Origin of the sequence: Actinomadura rubteroloni, assembly GCF_002911665.1 — a bacterium.
GTDB lineage: Bacteria > Actinomycetota > Actinomycetes > Streptosporangiales > Streptosporangiaceae > Spirillospora > Spirillospora rubteroloni.
In genome coordinates, this window is the sequence record NZ_MTBP01000001.1 from 285,157 (window position 1) to 301,848 (window position 16,692).

The window sequence follows — 16,692 nt, forward strand, 5'->3', positions numbered from 1 at the left end:
CGGGGGCCGTTCTCCGTTACGGGACCACGATCGACGGCTCCACGAGTACGACCTCCTGACCGTCTTCGGTGGGGAGGGTCCGGGCCGGGGGCGCGGGGACGAAGCGGCACGGCTCCACCCGGCCCGTCACGAGGTACTGGCTGACGTTGAACCACGTCCCGTGCTGCTTCTTCAGCCCGAACAGCAAGTACTGGCCCGGACGGAACAGACGCGTGTCCATGCGGATCACCATCTCGCCCGCCGCCGCCCGGTGCCCTTCGACGCCGCCGCCGGGCAGGCCGTAGAGGCCGCGCGGGACGTCGTCCACCAGCGCGACGTGCGGCTGGTGACAGACCTCGCCCTCCGGGACGGAGTAGACGCGGGCCGGCACGCCGAGGCGTTCGAGCTGACGGGTCAGCGCGCCCGCATCCACGCCGTCCCGGATGCGGACGTAGACGACGCCGTCCGGCTTCCGCTCGATCGCGTACGCCTGCGCCGCGGGCCCGCCCGACGTCGCCAGCGCCACGGCCGCCGACGCGGCGAGCGTCAGCGCCGCCGCCGACGCGGCCAGGGCCGCGCGCGGGCGGCGGGACGGCGCCGCGTCCGCGCGGGCGGCCACGAACGCCTTCAGCTCGGCGAGCCGCCGCTCCTCGAACGGCTCCAGCGGCCGGTCGGTGGTCGTCATGAGATTCCCTCCAGCGTCGGTTCGGTCGTGGGCGCCTGCCGGAGCAGCCGACGGGCGCGGTGCAGCCGGACGCGGGCCGTCCCCTGCCGGATCCGCAGGACGGCGGCGGCCTCGGTGATCGTCAGGCCGTCCACGTCGACCAGTTCGAGGACGGCGCGCGGGCCGGGCGGCAGGCCCGCGATCTCCGCGCGGACGCGGCGCGCGTCGCGTTCGGCGTCGATGCGCTCCTCCAGCCGGGCGACGGCGTCGTCGTCCAGCGGGCGCCGGGCGGCGGCGCGGGCCAGCGCGTCCAGCCGGCGGGCGGAACTGCGGCGCTCGGCGGCGAGGACGTTGCGCGCGACGCCCACCAGCCACGCCGACGGGCTGCCGCGTCCGGGGCGGTACCCGTCGGCCGCCTCGACGGCGGCGAGGAAGATCTCGGTGGTGAGGTCGTCCACCGCGTGCGGGTCGCCGGTGCGGCGGGCGACGAAGCCCGTCACCATGCGGACGTGACGGCGGTAGAACGCCTCGAACACGGCGGGATCTCGCCCGATCGCCCGGACCTCCGGTTCGTCAGCGGTCATACAGGCTCGCCTCCCGTGTCGGTTTTCTCCCCTCCTTGGTCCGGGCGGCGGCGGGCGTTACGGGGGTCAGGCGCCGAAGATCGGGGTGGCGGGCGTGTAGGCGCCGGCCAGGACGAGGCTCAGGTACTTCCCGGCGTTGTGCAGGTACTCGGCGGTCGAGCGCGCGGCGCGGTCGATGGCGGGCAGCGCGGGGCGTGCGGCGTCCCCGAGGTAGGTGAGCGCGTTGAGGGCCTGGAGCCGCACCTGCGCGTCCGGGTGGTCGTCCAATGTGGAGGCGAGGTAGGAGACCGCCTGTTCGGTACGGTCGCCGAGGCGGGCCAGGGTTTCGGCGGCGACGATGCGGACCTGGGGCGACGGGTCGTTGGTGAGTATTCGGGTCAGGGCGTCTGCGGCCGGTGCGGCGGCTTTGCCCTTCTGCATGAGCAGGCCGGACGCGGCCCAGTAGCGGATCACTTCGTTGTCGTCGGCGAGGGCGCGGGTGAGTCTCGCGACGTCGCGGGGGTCGCGGCGGATCGCGGTTCCGGCTACGTCCAGCACGCGGCGCAGCGGGTACGCGCCCGGCGCGCGGCTCGCGTCGTAGCCCTCCAGCGCGGAGCCCTCGGGGATGAAGCCGTTGTCGTTGACGTCGAGGAGGTGCTGGTCGAGTGCGCGGCGCAGCCGGTTCAGGTGGCTCCGGTGGCGCGGGTCGGCGGCCAGGTTGCGGACCTCGTCCGGGTCGGCGCGCAGGTCGTACAGCTCCTCGGCGGGCTTCTCGCGCCAGAAGCGCTCCTGGACGGGCGTCAGCGTGCCGTCCAGATGCGCCTGCTCCCAGACCTGGTAACCCTTCTGCTGCCATGCGTACGCCTGGTGCTGCCCGTACGGGCGGTGCGGGCTGTAGTTGCGGATGTAGCGGAACCGTTCGTCGCGGACGGTACGGACGATGTCGTAGCGCTCGTCCATCCGGTTGCGCATCCCGAATGCGTAGGCGGGACGGTGCCGCGCGGCGAGGGACGTGCCCGTCATGTGGCTCGGCGCCCGCAGGCCCGCCAGTCCGAGGACGGTTGGCGGTAGGTCCAGGGACACGGTGATGGGCGCAGTGATGACCGAGCCGGGTCGTGCGGGGGCCAGGTGCGCCCATTTGCGCGGATACCGGACGATCAGGGGTGTGCGCAGTCCGCTGTCGTAGCAGTACCGCTTGCTGCGGGGGAGGATGCCGCCGTTGTCGCCGAAGTAGAACACGATGGTGTCCTCGGCGAGCCCGTCGGCTTCCAGTTCGGCCAGGCGGGCGGCGAGTTGCCCGTCCATCTTCTCCATCAGGTCGTAGTACCGGGCGCGGTCTTCGCGGATCGCGGGCACGTCGGGCACGTAGGCGGGGACGCGGACGTCCTCGGGGCGCGTGCGGCCGGGCCCGGCGGTGAAGATCTGCGACTCGTGGGTCGTCATGTAGGTGAAGACCGAGTAGAACGGGGCGTCGGCGGGGCGGTTCCGCCAGTGCGCGGTGGTGCTGGACGCGTCCCACACCCGCGCCGGGTCGATCGGCGAGTTGTAGTCGCTCTTGGCGTTGTTCGTGCAGTAGTAGCCGGCCGCGCGCAGGTACTCCGGGACGGCCCGCGCGAACGACGGCAGGCGCCCGACGGCGCGCATGTTCTCGGCCGGGCCGCTGGTCTCGGCGGGCAGGCCGGTGACCAGCGCGAACCGCGACGGCGCGCAGACGGGCGCGGCGGAGAAGGCGTTCTCGTACCGGACGCCGTCCCGCGCGAGCCGGTCCAGCGTCGGCGTGCGTGCCACCCGGTCGCCGTACGCGCCGATGTAGGGGTTGTTGTCCTCGCTGATCAGCCACAGGATGTTCGGCCGCCGCGCCGACGCCGCGGCGGCGGGACGGGCGGTGAGGGCCGCCGCCAGCGCGCCGCCGGCCCCGGCCGCGAGCACGTTCCGCCGCGACGGCTCAAAACCACTCAAAACAGACTCCAGGGCAGCGAGGGGACAACGTTCGCGATCATGGAGCAGCCGTCGGCGGATTGTCAACTTAAACGGTAGGGATAGAGCATCGCTAGACTCGGGAACGCGGACGGTTCACCCGGGTCCCCGCGATCCGGGTGTCGTAAGAGGGAACCCGGTGCGAATCCGGGACTGCCCCGCAGCGGTGAGTGGGAACGACCGCCGTCATACGCACTGGGCGCACCCGCCTGGGAAGCGACGGCCAGTAGGACATGCCCGTCCGGCATGGCGCCCGCGAGTCCGAAGACCTGCCTCCGCCCGCGCGCCGCCCGGCGCGCGGTGGTCCGCGGCCTCGTGGGAGGGCCCGGGACGCGCCCGCCGGGGTGAGCCCCGCCGTGCGCGCCGAGCCGTCTCCGGACGCCGCGCCTGGCAAGGCGAGGGATGCTGCCGATGAGAACGACGATCCTCGGATACCCCCGGATCGGTGCCCACAGGGAACTGAAGTTCGCCGTCGAGGACTACTGGGCCGGACGGTCGGACGCCGCCGCGCTCACCCGCACCGCACGCGAGCTGCGCCGCGCGGTGTGGACGGAGCTGCGCGACGCGGGCCTCGACACGATCCCGTCCAACACCTTCTCGCTCTACGACCACATGCTCGACACCAGCGTGCTGGTCGACGCGGTGCCCGACCGGTACCGCCATCTCACCGGGCTGGATCGGTACTTCGCGATGGCGCGCGGTGTCCCGGACGTCCCGGCGCTGGAGATGACGAAGTGGTTCGACACCAACTACCACTACATCGTCCCGGAGATCGGTCCCGGCACCCGGTTCGCGCTGGCCGAGGGCGCGCGGGCGAAGCCGATCGCCGAGTACCAGGAGGCGCGCGGGCTCGGCGTCGAGACCCGTCCGGTGCTGGTGGGCCCGCTGACCTACCTGCTGCTGGCCAAGGCGGCGCCGGACGCGCCCGCCGGGTTCCGGCCGCTCGACCTGCTCGACGGCCTGGTCGAGGTGTACGCCGAGCTGCTGGAACGCCTCGCCGGGGCGGGCGCGGCGTGGGTGCAGCTCGACGAGCCCGCGTTCGTCGCCGACCGCACCGACGCCGAGACGGCGGCGCTCGCGCGGGTCTACCGGCGGCTCGCGGCGCTGCCCAGCCGGCCCCGGATCCTCGTCGCGTCCTACTTCGGGACGATCGGCGCGGACGCACTGCGCGCACTCGGTACGGCCCCGGTGGAAGCGGTGGCGCTGGACTTCGTGGCCGGGCCGCGCAACGTGGACGTCCTCGGTTCGATCGGCGGCCTGCCTCGGACGACCGTCGTTGCGGGCATGGTTGACGGCCGCAACGTGTGGCGCACCGACGTCGCACGGGTCAAGGCGGTCCTCCCGGCGCTGCTCGGGCTCAGCGACAAGGTCGAGGTGAGCACGTCGTGCTCGCTGCTGCACGTCCCGCTCGACCTGGACGCCGAGACCGCGCTGCCCGCCGACGTGCGCGGACGGCTGGCGTTCGCGCGGCAGAAGGTCGCCGAGGTGGTCGCGCTCGGCCGCACGCTCGACCTGGACGCCCCGGCTCCGGCGCGTCCGCGTCCCGACCCCCGGGTCCGCGCCCGGCTGGACGTGCTCGACGACGCGCGGCGCGGCGACCGGGCCGTCCGGTTCGCCGCGCAGCGCGCCCGGCTCGGCCTGCCCGACCTCGCCACGACGACGATCGGGTCGTTCCCGCAGACCGCCGCGCTCCGCCGCGCCCGCGCCGACCACAAGGCCGGACGGCTCGACGACGCCGCCTACACGCGGGCGATGAAGGATGAGATCGCCCGGGTCGTCCGGCTCCAGGAGGACATCGGGCTGGACGTCCTCGTCCACGGCGAGCCCGAACGCAACGACATGGTCCAGTACTTCGCCGAACAGCTCGACGGGTACGCCGCCACCGAGCACGGCTGGGTGCAGTCGTACGGCACGCGCTGCGTACGGCCGCCGATCCTGTACGGCGACGTGTCGCGTCCGCGTCCGATGACCGTCGAGTGGACGACCTACGCCCAGTCGCTGACGAACCGCCCGGTGAAGGGGATGCTGACCGGGCCGGTGACGATGCTGGCGTGGTCGTTCGTCCGCGACGACCAGCCGCTCGCCGACACCGCGCGGCAGGTCGCGCTGGCGCTGCGGGACGAGATCGGCGACCTGGAGGCGGCCGGGATCGGCGTCGTCCAGGTGGACGAGCCCGCGCTCCGCGAACTCCTGCCGCCGCGCCGCGCGGAGCACGCGGACTACCTGGCGTGGGCGGTCGGGGCGTTCCGGCTCGCGACGTCCGGGGTCGCGGACGCCACGCAGATCCACACGCACATGTGCTACGCGGAGTTCGGCGAGATCATCGGCGCGATCGGCGACCTCGACGCGGACGTCACCAGCGTCGAGGCGGCCCGGTCTGCGATGGAGCTGGTCGGCGACCTGCGCGCGGCGGGGTACGCGAACGGGATCGGCCCGGGCGTGTACGACATCCATTCGCCGCGCGTGCCCTCGGCCGAGGAGATCGAGCGCAATCTGCGGGCGGCGCTGCGGGCGGTCGGGCCGGAGCGGCTCTGGGTCAACCCGGACTGCGGCCTGAAGACGCGCGCCTACCCCGAGACCGAGGCGGCGCTGCGGAACATGGTCGCCGCCGCGCGGGCGGTGCGCGCGGCCCCCTGATCATCCGCGCGCCCGCGGCCCGTCGTCCCGCCCGGGACGGCGGGCCGTGCGCCGTCCGGCGGGACGAGTCGGTAGCGTGATCTTCGACAGTCGGTGATCGAAGCGACACGGAGAGTGGGCGGGCGTGCGCAGTTGGCTGCTGGACGGCGTGCCGCGAGAGACGCCCGGCCCGCATCTCCCCGACGGCGAGGACCACCGGCAGCATCCCTGGTGGATGGTGATGTGCCTGACGGGCGTCGACTACTTCTCGACGCTCGGCTACCAGCCCGGCATCGCGTTCCTCGCCGCCGGAGTCGTGTCGCCCGTCGCCACGCTGCTGCTCGTCGCCCTGACCCTGTTCGGCGCGCTGCCGATCTACCGCCGCGTGGCCGGGGAGAGCCCGTACGGCCAGGGGTCGATCGCGATGCTGGAGAAGCTGCTCCCCCGCTGGGGCGGGAAGCTGTTCGTGCTGGTGCTGCTGGGTTTCGTCGCCACCGACTTCGTCATCACGATCACGCTGTCGGCGGCCGACGCGACCGCGCACGCGCTGGAGAACCCGTACGCGCCCGCCGCGCTGCACGGGGAGCGCGTCACGGTGACGCTCGTGCTGATCGCGGCGCTCGGCGCGGTGTTCCTCGCCGGGTTCAGCGAGGCCATCAAGATCGCTGTGGCGCTGGTCGCGACGTACCTGGCGCTCAACCTGGTCGTGGTGGTGGTCGCCGTCCAGCGCGTCCTGACCCACACCGACCTGGTGATCCACTGGCGCCATCTGCTGTCCGCCGCGCATCCCGAACCGCTGGCGGTCGCGGGCGTGGCCCTGCTCGTCTTCCCCAAGCTGGCGCTGGGGTTGTCCGGCTTCGAGACGGGCGTCGCGGTGATGCCGCTGGTCCGGGCGCCGGGCGGGATCGCCGGCCGGGTCCGCGCCACCCGGCGGCTGCTCACCGTCGCGGCGCTGATCATGAGCGTGTTCCTCATCGCGTCCAGCTTCGCGACCACCGTGCTGATCCCGGCACGCGCGTTCGAGCCCGGCGGCGAGGCCAACGGCCGGGCGCTGGCCTACCTCGCCCACCAGTACCTCGGCGGCGCGTTCGGGACCGTCTACGACGCCGCGACGATCGCGATCCTCTGGTTCGCCGGGGCGTCGGCGATGGCCGGGCTGCTCAACATCGTCCCGCGCTACCTGCCCCGCTACGGCATGGCGCCCGAGTGGACGCGGGCGCCCCGGCCCCTGGTCCTGGTGTTCGTCACCGTGGCGTTCTTCATCACGGTCTGGTTCCGCGCCGACGTGGACGCGCAGGGCGGCGCGTACGCCACCGGCGTCCTCGTCCTCATCCTGTCGGCGGCCGTCGCGGTGACGATCTCGGCGTGGCGGCGGCGCGGACGGGCCGCGACGATCGCGTTCGCGGCGGTCACGCTGGTGTTCGCCTACACGACGGTCGACAACGTCATCGAACGTCCGGACGGCGTGCGGATCGCGTCGATGTTCATCATCGCGATCATCCTGTTCTCCCTGGTCTCGCGCGCCACCCGCTCCACGGAGCTGCGCGTCACCGACATCACGTTCGACGCCGTCGCCCGGCGGTTCCTCGCCGAGGCCGAGGTCGTCCGGATCATCGCCAACGAACCCGACGCGCGGGACCGCGCCGAGTACGACGCGAAGGACCGCGAGCAGCGCGACTACCACCACCTGCCCGACTCCGAACCGCTGATCTTCCTGGAGGTGACCGTCCCGGACGCGTCGGAGTTCGCCTCGGAGCTGCGCGTGACCGGCGAGGAACGCCACGGTTACCGGATCCTGCGGACCGAGAGCGCGACCGTCGCCAACGCCATCGCCGCCGTCCTGCTGGAGGTCCGCGACACCACCGGCCGACGGCCCCACGTCTACTTCAACTGGGCCGAGGGCAATCCCGTCGCCGCGATGCTGCGCTATCTCGTCCTCGGCGAGGGCGACATCCCGCCGCTGACGCACGAGATCCTCCGCCGCCGCGTCCCCGACCCGCGCGAACGCCCGCAGGTCCACGTCGCCTGACCTGCGCCGTCTCGTACCCAGGGTGCGGTGCCGGATTCACTCCCCGGGGTCATGCCCGGCGGGCGGCGCCGAACTAGGGTGACGTCGATGGAGCCCGATCACCGCGCGCAGCCCGAACGCGTGCACGTCCTGCGCGGCGTGCGCGCCGCCGTGCTGCCCGGCCCGCACGACCCGGAGGGCTCGCGGCTGCCGTCGCGGTGGTGGCTGCGGATCCCGATCCTCGTCCTGCTGGGCGGCCTCGCGATCGGCTTCACCGGCGGCTCGATCGCGATCCAGCTCAACGTGTTCCACCAGCACCTGCCCGAACTCGCCGCGATCGTGCTCGCCACGGCCCAGTCCGCGCCGGTGCTGCTCGCCGCGTACCGGCCGATGACGGCGTGGCGGGTGAGCGCCGCCGGGTTCGTCGCGGGCGCGATCCTCATGGCCGGGACGGACTTCAGCCCGTGGCCGGTGACGTCGATGCTCGCGTTCACGGTCGTCCTGTTCTTCGTCGGCACGTCGAGCGAGCGCGAGACCGCCGTCGGCGCCGGCGCCGCGACCCTCGTCGGGCCGCTCGGCGTCGCGACCGTCGTCGGCATGGCGAGCTGGTTCGCGCTGATCCTCGCGGCCGTCGCGGCGACCGCGCTCGTCTTCGGCAACGCGGTCGGCGAGCGCCGCGCCGTCGAGGCGCAACTGCGGGTCCAGGAGGAACTGCGCGACCGCGACCTGGCCCGGCAGGCGATCCTGGAGGAACGGGCGCGCATCGCCCGCGAGCTGCACGACGTCGTCGCGCACCACATGTCGGTGATCGCGCTCCAGGCCGAGGCGGCGCCGTTCAAGATCCCCGAGCTGCCGCCCGCGGCCGTCGAGACGTTCGGGCTCGTCCGGGACGCGGCCCGCGACGCCCTCACCGAGACCCGCCGCGTCGTCGGCCTCCTGCGCAGCGAGGACGAGGGCGTCGAGCGCGCCCCCCAGCCCGGCCTGGACCGGCTGGACGACCTGGCCGCCGGCGCCCGCCGCTCCGGCCTCGACGTGGACGTCGTCGTGACGGGCGTCCCCCGCCCGCTGGACGCGGGGGTGGACCTGTCGGCGTTCCGGATCGTCCAGGAATCCCTCAGCAACGCGATCCGCTACGCCCCGGGCACGACCGTCCGCATCGAGGTCGCCTACAACGCCGACGCCCTGGCCGTGACGATCACCGACGACGGCGCCCGCACGCCCGTCCCCACCGCCTCCGGCGGCGGCAACCGCGGCCTCGTCGGCATGCACGAACGCGCCACGATGCTCGGCGGCACCCTCACCGCGGGCCCCCACGGCGAAGGCTGGACCGTCCAAGCCCGCCTCCCCTACCCGGCCCCCGCCTAGCCCGGCCCTTCCGCCTGTTTCTTCAAATCTGGAAACAGGAAACCGCTTCTCGTCACAGATTCCCCGGGTGATACTTGCTGGCGGCAGTGGAACTACAGGGGGGTCGGCCGCGCCGGTCCGCATCAACAAGATCCATAACAGATTGCGGCGCGGAAGACCGAGGGGAGAGGACGGGTATGCACAGTCACGCCTTCATGGGAATGATCTTGGAACGCTCGATGACGCCGACCGGATGAGGCCAACGCGGCCCGGACGACGTGCACCGACGTTTCCGGGCCGCGATTCGTCCGGTCCCGGCGAGACGAAGAAGGCACCATGTGCTCATGGCGGAGAAGTCCCCGGAACTCGGCCGCGAACTCCGGCGTGCGCGCGAGGAGGCGGGATTGTCGCTGAACGCGTTCGCCGGACGCATCCCGTTCAGCGAGGTCGCGAGAGCGAAACGGCATCGCGGCGGCGGTCACGCGTCCGTGTCACGACCTGATCCGATGGCGTCTTCCTGGAGGTGACCGATGGAATTCAGCGCGGAGCACGTCGCGGCCGAGCTGAAGAACCTGTGCCGGGGATTCGGCATCGACGATCCCGCCGCGCCGGCGCGCATCGGCGGCGCGCTGCGGCACGTCGCCGGGTTGACCGACGGGGACGGGCCGGCCGAGCAGGTCGCGAAGGTCAGGCTCCGTCTGCTGGACCTGGCGGACGGCCTTCCGCCGAACCTGGCCGCGACCGCCCGCGTCTCGCTCGGCCTGGACGGCCCGAGCGACCACCGCGTCGGAGTGCGGATCAGCCATCTGGCCGCCGAACTCCAGTGCGATCCCCGCACGGTCCGCAGACGCGCGGACGCGGCCTTCCTGCGCCTCGCCGAGGAGGCGCTGGCCACGACCGGCGGGCCGGGACCGCGCCGCGGCGAGGACCCGTGTCATGTCGGCCGGCTCAAGGTCCTCGTCCTGTTGGAACGGTCGACCGTCGAGGTCATCGAGGAGCGGCACATCGTCAGTCACCGCGACGGTCTGACGGAGATCGAACATTCGCACACCGTCGTTCCCCCCAACGACGAGCGCTCTTCCCTCGATCCTCTCGATCTCGGGATCACCGTGCTGCGGGGCGGCGTTCTGACGTCCCAGGAACGCGTGTCCACGTCCCGGGTCGGATTCCGGGTACGGCTGCCACATCCTTTGGACCGGGGGAAAGGCCACGACGTCACCATCCGGCTCACCGCGGCAGTGGCGCTGGCACCGTTCTACGTGTGCACGCCGAGGTACGCGTGCCGCCGGTTCGATCTCACGGTCCGTTTCGGGACCACGATGCCGCTGCCCGAACACGTCCGGCTCATCGAGGACGAACTGCCGCTGGAAGCGGGCGATTCCTCGCTCCAGCGCACGACCGTTCCGATCGACGCCGCCAGGGAGGCGAACGCGTCTTTCTCCGGTCTCGAAGCGAACCGTTCCTACGGGCTGAGTTGGGACACGTCCGCGCAGCGCGAATGAACCGGCGGTCCGTTCAGTCCTCGGGGTCCGGCAGGTCCGCCGCGAGATCGCCGCGTTCGGCCTCGGCACGAGCCATCTCGGCCGCGTCCAGGACGATCCGCGCGATTTCGCGGCGCCCGCCCACGCCTTCCAGGACGCGCGGCTCTTCTGCCGCGAGGATGGAATCGACGGTTCCGAGCCCGTTGCGCGCCAGTCCGAGATACACCGGGCGGGCGAGTATGCCGTCCACATAGCGCGCGATCGGAACCAGCCCTTTGGCGATGCCGAGTTCGAGCTGGATCGCGAGCACATCCGGCAGGTCGCCGAAGTCCGCCGCGGGATTGACGTGACGGCCGATGTCCACGACGGTGTCGATGATGTCGGCCGTCCGCCGGGCCGTCTGCTGGACGGGCCCGGTCTCCCCCTTGGTCAGCGCCTGGACCTCCGTGAGTTCACGTTCGATGCGGAACAGCGGTATTCCCGTGCTCCACCGCAGGCAGGCGATACTGCGCCGCGCGCGGGCGAGCCCTTCGCCCCGCCGTCCGGGATCGGCCATGAGCTTGAGGAGCACGGCCTCCGCTGCTTTCTGCCGTTCCAGGACGCGGCGCAGGGAGTTGTACTCCTTGTTCCGATGGCTGGAGTTGCGGGAGAACCTGGTGTCCTCCAACTCGACGGCGAGATGGGCGGCGCAGATCAGCGTCATGCGGTTCATGCCGTCCGGCGGCACCGCGGCGAGCGCCTCGGCGATCGCCATGACGGAGTCGACGCTCAAGCCCTGCTGGACGACGATCTCGCCGAGCCGCGTCGGCGTGTACTCATCTCGGGACGACCGCAGGAAGCCCGCTTTTTCGAGGTCCGCCAGAACCGTGCGGACGTCCTTCCGCGAGAACAGTTCTCGCCCGCCGCGCGCTCCGCTCTGGTGCGAACCGAACGTCCAGGAGATGAACCGGGTGACGGAGGCGACGGACGCCCGCCCCGGCGTCACGGCCGGGCCCGTGAACGCGGAGAGGACCAGCGTCCGGAGATCCATCGACGGATCGAGCAGCGCGGACCGCACCGGCTCGGACTCCGCCATCACGTACTCCGCCCACTTCAGCTCCGTATCAATGCCCCCACGGGTGACGATGAACGAACGCCCCTCCGCGACATGTCCGGTGCGGCCCGCGCGGCCCGCCATGTTCTTGTACTCCGAGACGGCGTACTTCGCGGTGGGATGGTCCAGTTCGCAGATGACGACGGCGTCCGCCGGCAGATTCACGCCCTGCGCCAGCGTCGTGGTCGCGACGACGACACGGATCTCGCTCCCGGCCTCTTTGAACGACCGTTCCAGCAGGCGCCGCTCCTCCTCGTTCAAATCGGAGACGTGGAAGGCGACTCCACCGGCGAGGCAACCCCGCAGGAGATCGGCCAGGCGTCCGGAATCGCTCTGCGGGAGGCTGTCGAGAACCGTCTCGGCCGACGGAAGACGAAGTTCACGGGCGAGCTTCGCGGCGAACGACCGGGCGAGGTCGCGTCGGCCCCGGAAAACGATGACCTGCTGCCCTTGCCCCACCAGCTCCCGCACAAGACGCGTGGCGAGGTCGTCCTGCGGCCCCGCCGGGGGACCGACGAACTGATCCGTTCGTTCCGTACCGTCCTGGTCGCGGTAGCGGTAGCGCCCCGACTGGTCGACCACGCCTTCCAGCAGCGGCGTCTCGCGCTCTCGCATCTGGACGAGATCGGCGTTCAGCCACCAGGCGAGTTCCTGGGGCTCGCCGAGCACCGCGGAAAGGCCGACGATCTGCGGGGAGTTCCCGGTGACGCGGCGCATTCTGATCCAGGTGAACAGGATCTCCAGCAGCGGCCCCCGGTCGGGGAGGACGAGGGACTGGATCTCGTCCACGACGATGACGCCGATCCGGTCCAGCAGTTCCGGGCGGCCGAACAGAAGGCCGATGAACTTCTCGTACGTGCAGACCGCGAGTTCGAACTCGCCCGTGAGCAGGTCGCGCACCTGGTCCCTCAGCTCACCCGTGACGCGGATCGCGCGCACCTCGAACGTGCCGTAGGTCTCTTTGAACCGCTCGTACAGTTCGTTGACCAGGGCTCGGCTCGGCAGGAGGAACACCGCTTTGCGCCCGTGCGCGACGGCGTGCAGCGCCGCGAGTTCGCCGACCATCGTCTTTCCCGACGATGTCGGTGCGCTCACCAGCACATTGTTCCCGTCCAGCAGCGCCGCATGGTTGATGGCATCGACCTGGAGCCGGTTCAGCCTGCCGATCCGGTCCCGCCACAACCGCAGAACTTCGACCGGGATCCCGGACTGCTCCAGGCTGGAAAGCGCCCAGGTCGCCGAGATCGGCGAGCCCAGCTTCAGTTCCTCATAGTGCTCGCCCTTCGTGAACACCGGCAGCGAGAGGTTGCCCAGGTTGCCGCCGAAGGACGGGGTCTGCCGTCGCCTGACCATGCCGGACTCGTGTTCGCCCACCATCCGGAGAACATATTCGGCCAGCTTGAAAACAGGGATCTCACCGTTCTCGATCACGTTTCCCCGCCCGAGCAGGCCCTGGATGAGATAATGGCTCAGCAGGCCGTGACCGAACTCGTGCACCTCGAAGGCCTTCTCGTGCGCGGTCGAGGCGGCGAGTACGACGCGGCCGTTTCCGGACACTCTGCTGAGGGCGCGATCGGCCGTTTCCAGGCCGCCCCGGCTCGCGCGCCCCTCCTCCGGCCTGCGCAGGACCTTCGCCAGCGCGCCTCCGGAGAAGCAGCAGTCCAGCGCGACGATGAGCACCCGGGCCCGGACGGACTCGACCCGCGTCACGAACTCGTCGAGCCGAAGCGCCGTCGCCTCCAGCCGGTCGGGGTCGGCGTTGTAGGTGGCCAGTTCTCCCGTGGACGTCCCGTGTCCCGAGTAGGTGAGCACGACGACGTCCTCATCGGTGCTGACGGACGCGAGGTGTCCTATTTCTGTCAGCAATCTGTCCTTGGTGGCATCGGCGTCGGTGACTAGCGTGGGCTTCTCATCGAACGCGTCCCAGAACAACGCGTGCAGGACGGCGGCGTCCCGCTTCGCGTAGTTCAGTGCTTTGAACTGCGGAGCCGCATAGTTGTCCAGCCCCACGAACAGGCCGTGAAATCGCCCGTCGACCATCGCCCTGACGCCTTTCGTCCGATGTCGATTACCGCCACCATCCGGGAGCGAACGACACCCTACACAGACCAATCGCGGAATCGACAGTGACAAATCACGGACACCGGGCCCGAGCGGAGGACGAACGCAGTGTCGTGGACGGTGATGCCCGGCATGACCGGCGACACCAATTTCATAAGGGTCCAACCGGCGAATGTCCGGGACAATGACGAGTCCTGTCCGCAGCAGCTCGCCCTCATGACCCACCCGGCGGTGACCCGGGAAACGGCTGTTCCCCGGCGGAGCCGTCTCCGGACGACGTCGTCGCTGAACGCGTTGCGCGCGGTCCTCGACCTCATCGAGTTCGACCACCTGCCGCCCGACGCCGCGCTCGCCCGCTGGCGCGACAGCGCGGGGCACCGCTGCCACCCCGGCCTCGCGGCCTGGACGGCCGAGGCCGTCCGCAATTACCTCATCGCCGCCGAGACGATCGACGCGGCGTCCGGCATGGCCGAGAACCCGGCTTTCGAGCCCGTCACGCGCGATTGGGCACGTCGGCGAACTGTCCGGAACGGCGACGTCCCCCTTGTGCACGAAGAGACGGTGATGGGCCGCCGCCATGCCGGACCGGAGATCCGCGAACTGCGCCTCATCCGCACCTCCTCGGTCGCGAACCGGGCCAGGGACGAAGCGGAGATCGCCCTCGCGGCCGGCGTGCTCGCCGACGCCCGTCCGGTCCTGGGCTCCTCCCGGGGAAAGCCGTACGTTCTCGGACGCCCTGCGCCGGTCCGTCGCGTGCGGATCGTTGAGATCGGCTGCGCGGACGGCTCGCACAACGTCCTGTTCGACGATTCCCCGCAGGCGGCGCGCGACAAGTACCGGCGCGACGCCGAAAAGCGCGTCCACGCGGTGTCCGCCGGCGGCGAGTACAGGCCCGGCAACAATTGCGGCCGGTGTGTGGTGGTCGACCTCTGTCCCGCCGTCCCGGTCCGGCCCGGCCTTCTCGGGATCTCCGCTCCCGCGGGCACGCGCCGATCGTGGTCGATCTCGACAGGGCGCGCCTACCGGATCTGCCCGGCGCGCTCCCATTTCGCGGACCTGTTCCTCCCCCGCGACCGGCAGACCGAGAACTCCGGGGCGCCGACGCGCGGCAACGCCGTGCACGCGTTCATCGAAGAACGCCACCGGCGGACGCCCGCGCAAGCCTGCCGGTCCGATGAGGCACCGACGACACGTGAGGGATGGCGGGCGGGAACGCATTCCGTCACCGGGTTCGAGGCGCGGCTCGGCATTCAGATGATCGGAGACCACGCGCTCGTCTGTCCGCTCGGACGTCTCCATGAGAATGCCGACATCCTGCCGGAACGCTATGTGGTGGCCTACGACCCGTCCGCCGATGTCGTGGTGATCGCGAAGACGGACCTCGTCTATCGCGCGGCGGATTCGTGGGTCCTCCGGGAGACCAAGACGACAGCCCGTTCACTGAACGACGGCGACCTCCTCGACCGGATTCCCCAGCTCGCGCTCGGGCTGGTGCTCTCGGCGGAAGGTGTTCTGCCCGGCGGGCGAGGCGGCTGCCGGGTGGAGTTGGAACGGCTGACCAGCACGGGGCCCGTCGTGTCGGTTCTGGACGCGACCGATCCGGAGTTGGTCGAGCGGGCTCGCCGGATCGTCACCGCATATGCGGAGCAGTGGCGCGAGGACGAACTCTTTCCGACCAGGCCCGGTAAGGAGTGCAAAGGCTGCGGCTTCGTTCGCTGGTGCCCCGACGCTCCCAAGGGAGCCGCACCGTGAACGACGGGTACAACGCGCCCGACGACGATTCCGACGGACGTCGGCGACGCGTCGTCGCCGCCGCTTTGCGCGCCGCCTACGCCTGGACGATGCGCGGCGACCAGCCGCGCGCGATGCGGGAGGTCGCCCGGATGACCGGCATCGTCATGGAGGCCCACGGTCCGGGGCAAGGCCCGGTCACTCCGCATGCTTTGGTCCAGTGCCTTCACCGGCCGCTCGGCGGGCTCCTGGACTTCGCCGCGGACGCCGACGAGATGATCCGCGCGGCCGTTCTCCTCGACGGCGACGGCGGGCTCACCGAAGAGGCGTACGACCTGGCGGCCGAATACGCCATGCCGCTTTCCGGTACCGAATCGTGGTTGCCGACGTGGACCACCATGCACTCCGACCAGATTCGGAACGAAGTGTTCGCCGGCATGATCGGAACACGGAAACAGGACGACTACGTCCGATACAGGAAGTTCCTCATCGAGCACCCTGCGGGCTCTCGCGAGGAGATCGGCGACCTCCTGAGCGGTTCCGGTATCCGGGTCTCCTGGAAGGGATATGGCGACGTTCCCGGCGGCCAGCTCTATCGCCGCAAGAGTGGACCGGCGTGGTGGTGGGCTTGTCCCGACTGCCGCTGGCCGATGGCCGTGACGGGCACGAAAGTGCGGTGCCGCTACCGCCCGCATGCCGCGGTATTCAGGATCGTCGAGGCCTCCGACCGGCGCCCGCCCGCACTCCGGCGCATTGACGAGGGACCGCGCGCGGAACCGCCGAACGCCCGCGAGGCGGAAGGATCGGCCTGCCTGGACGCCGGAGTCTGGCGGTTCATCGTCGTTCCGGGGGCGAGCGAACTGAGGGTCTGCCGCGAGTTGCGGGAACTCGGCGCGGACGTCCGGCTCTGGCCCGAGTGCGACGCCTACGACCTGCGCGTCGTCGCCGGCGGCCGGGAGTTCCGCGTCGATCTGAAGGAATACCGCTCCCCGTATCGCCTGATCGCCGACCTGCGGGCGAAGCCGCCCCGTGCGCGCGTTCTCCTCCCCAGAACGCACCAGCACCAGGTGGACGTGATCAGGTCAGCGCTTCCCGGCCTGGACGTCGTCACCGAGACCCGGTTCCGGAGCGAAATCCGACGAGCGCTCAAGGGACACCGGTGAAAGCGGAAGCCG

General features: G+C 71.3%; 10 protein-coding genes and 1 riboswitch. Of the genes, 6 read left to right on the forward strand and 4 right to left on the reverse strand.

From position 1 onward, the window contains the following. Positions 1 to 16: 16 nt before the first annotated feature. The 3 genes from BTM25_RS01350 to BTM25_RS01360 all read right to left on the reverse strand — a co-directional run bounded on the left by BTM25_RS01350 (position 17) and on the right by BTM25_RS01360 (position 3,165). The gene (locus tag BTM25_RS01350; RefSeq protein WP_103560938.1) at positions 17 to 664 is read right to left on the reverse strand and encodes a hypothetical protein; all 648 of its coding nucleotides are present in this window, start codon (positions 662 to 664) and stop codon (positions 17 to 19) included. Then, on the reverse strand, positions 661 to 1,227 hold the full coding sequence (locus BTM25_RS01355; RefSeq protein ID WP_103560939.1) for an RNA polymerase sigma factor: 567 nt from the start codon (positions 1,225 to 1,227) through the stop codon (positions 661 to 663). Before BTM25_RS01355 ends, BTM25_RS01350 begins: the two co-directional genes overlap by 4 nt. A gap of 66 nt (positions 1,228 to 1,293) precedes the next feature. Further along, positions 1,294 to 3,165 (reverse strand): sulfatase-like hydrolase/transferase, encoded by a 1,872-nt coding sequence (locus BTM25_RS01360; RefSeq protein WP_103560940.1) that lies wholly within the window; start codon positions 3,163 to 3,165, stop codon positions 1,294 to 1,296. A 111-nt stretch (positions 3,166 to 3,276) separates the two neighbouring features. Continuing rightward, positions 3,277 to 3,457: riboswitch (cobalamin riboswitch) on the forward strand. 137 nt (positions 3,458 to 3,594) lie between these two features. On the opposite strand from BTM25_RS01360, the gene metE reads away from it, so the two are divergent. The 4 genes from metE to BTM25_RS01380 all read left to right on the forward strand — a co-directional run bounded on the left by metE (position 3,595) and on the right by BTM25_RS01380 (position 10,653). Next, positions 3,595 to 5,820 (forward strand): 5-methyltetrahydropteroyltriglutamate--homocysteine S-methyltransferase, encoded by a 2,226-nt coding sequence (gene metE / locus BTM25_RS01365; protein WP_205647932.1) that lies wholly within the window; start codon positions 3,595 to 3,597, stop codon positions 5,818 to 5,820. 124 nt (positions 5,821 to 5,944) lie between these two features. Beyond that, a complete protein-coding gene (locus BTM25_RS01370) occupies positions 5,945 to 7,828 on the forward strand; it encodes an APC family permease (protein ID WP_103560942.1) in 1,884 nt (627 codons plus the stop codon). An 87-nt stretch (positions 7,829 to 7,915) separates the two neighbouring features. Next, positions 7,916 to 9,172: a sensor histidine kinase gene (locus BTM25_RS01375; protein ID WP_103562670.1), complete on the forward strand. Its 1,257-nt coding sequence runs from the start codon at positions 7,916 to 7,918 to the stop codon at positions 9,170 to 9,172. Between the two features lie 509 nt (positions 9,173 to 9,681). Then, positions 9,682 to 10,653 (forward strand): hypothetical protein, encoded by a 972-nt coding sequence (locus tag BTM25_RS01380; protein ID WP_103560943.1) that lies wholly within the window; start codon positions 9,682 to 9,684, stop codon positions 10,651 to 10,653. Positions 10,654 to 10,666: 13 nt separating this feature from the next. On the opposite strand, the gene BTM25_RS01385 is transcribed toward BTM25_RS01380, so the two are convergent. Further along, positions 10,667 to 14,011 (reverse strand): DEAD/DEAH box helicase, encoded by a 3,345-nt coding sequence (locus BTM25_RS01385; protein ID WP_205647933.1) that lies wholly within the window; start codon positions 14,009 to 14,011, stop codon positions 10,667 to 10,669. Here BTM25_RS01385 and BTM25_RS01390 point away from each other — a divergent pair. Beyond that, a complete protein-coding gene (locus tag BTM25_RS01390) occupies positions 13,919 to 15,538 on the forward strand; it encodes a PD-(D/E)XK nuclease family protein (protein WP_205647934.1) in 1,620 nt (539 codons plus the stop codon). The two genes, BTM25_RS01385 and BTM25_RS01390, sit on opposite strands and share 93 nt — an antisense overlap. Beyond that, on the forward strand, positions 15,535 to 16,680 hold the full coding sequence (locus tag BTM25_RS01395) for a restriction endonuclease-related protein (RefSeq protein WP_103560945.1): 1,146 nt from the start codon (positions 15,535 to 15,537) through the stop codon (positions 16,678 to 16,680). The genes BTM25_RS01390 and BTM25_RS01395 overlap by 4 nt, the downstream gene beginning before the upstream one ends. Positions 16,681 to 16,692: the final 12 nt, after the last annotated feature.

Bases quoted from the DNA above. Each gene is read 5' to 3' on its own strand.
- BTM25_RS01350 (WP_103560938.1), bottom strand. From the start codon at position 664: ATGACGACCACCGACCGGCCGCTGGAGCCGTTCGAGGAGCGGCGGCTC.
- BTM25_RS01380 (WP_103560943.1), top strand. From the start codon at position 9,682: ATGGAATTCAGCGCGGAGCACGTCGCGGCCGAGCTGAAGAACCTGTGC.
- BTM25_RS01355 (WP_103560939.1), bottom strand. From the start codon at position 1,227: ATGACCGCTGACGAACCGGAGGTCCGGGCGATCGGGCGAGATCCCGCC.
- metE (WP_205647932.1), top strand. From the start codon at position 3,595: ATGAGAACGACGATCCTCGGATACCCCCGGATCGGTGCCCACAGGGAA.
- BTM25_RS01375 (WP_103562670.1), top strand. From the start codon at position 7,916: ATGGAGCCCGATCACCGCGCGCAGCCCGAACGCGTGCACGTCCTGCGC.
- BTM25_RS01390 (WP_205647934.1), top strand. From the start codon at position 13,919: ATGACCGGCGACACCAATTTCATAAGGGTCCAACCGGCGAATGTCCGG.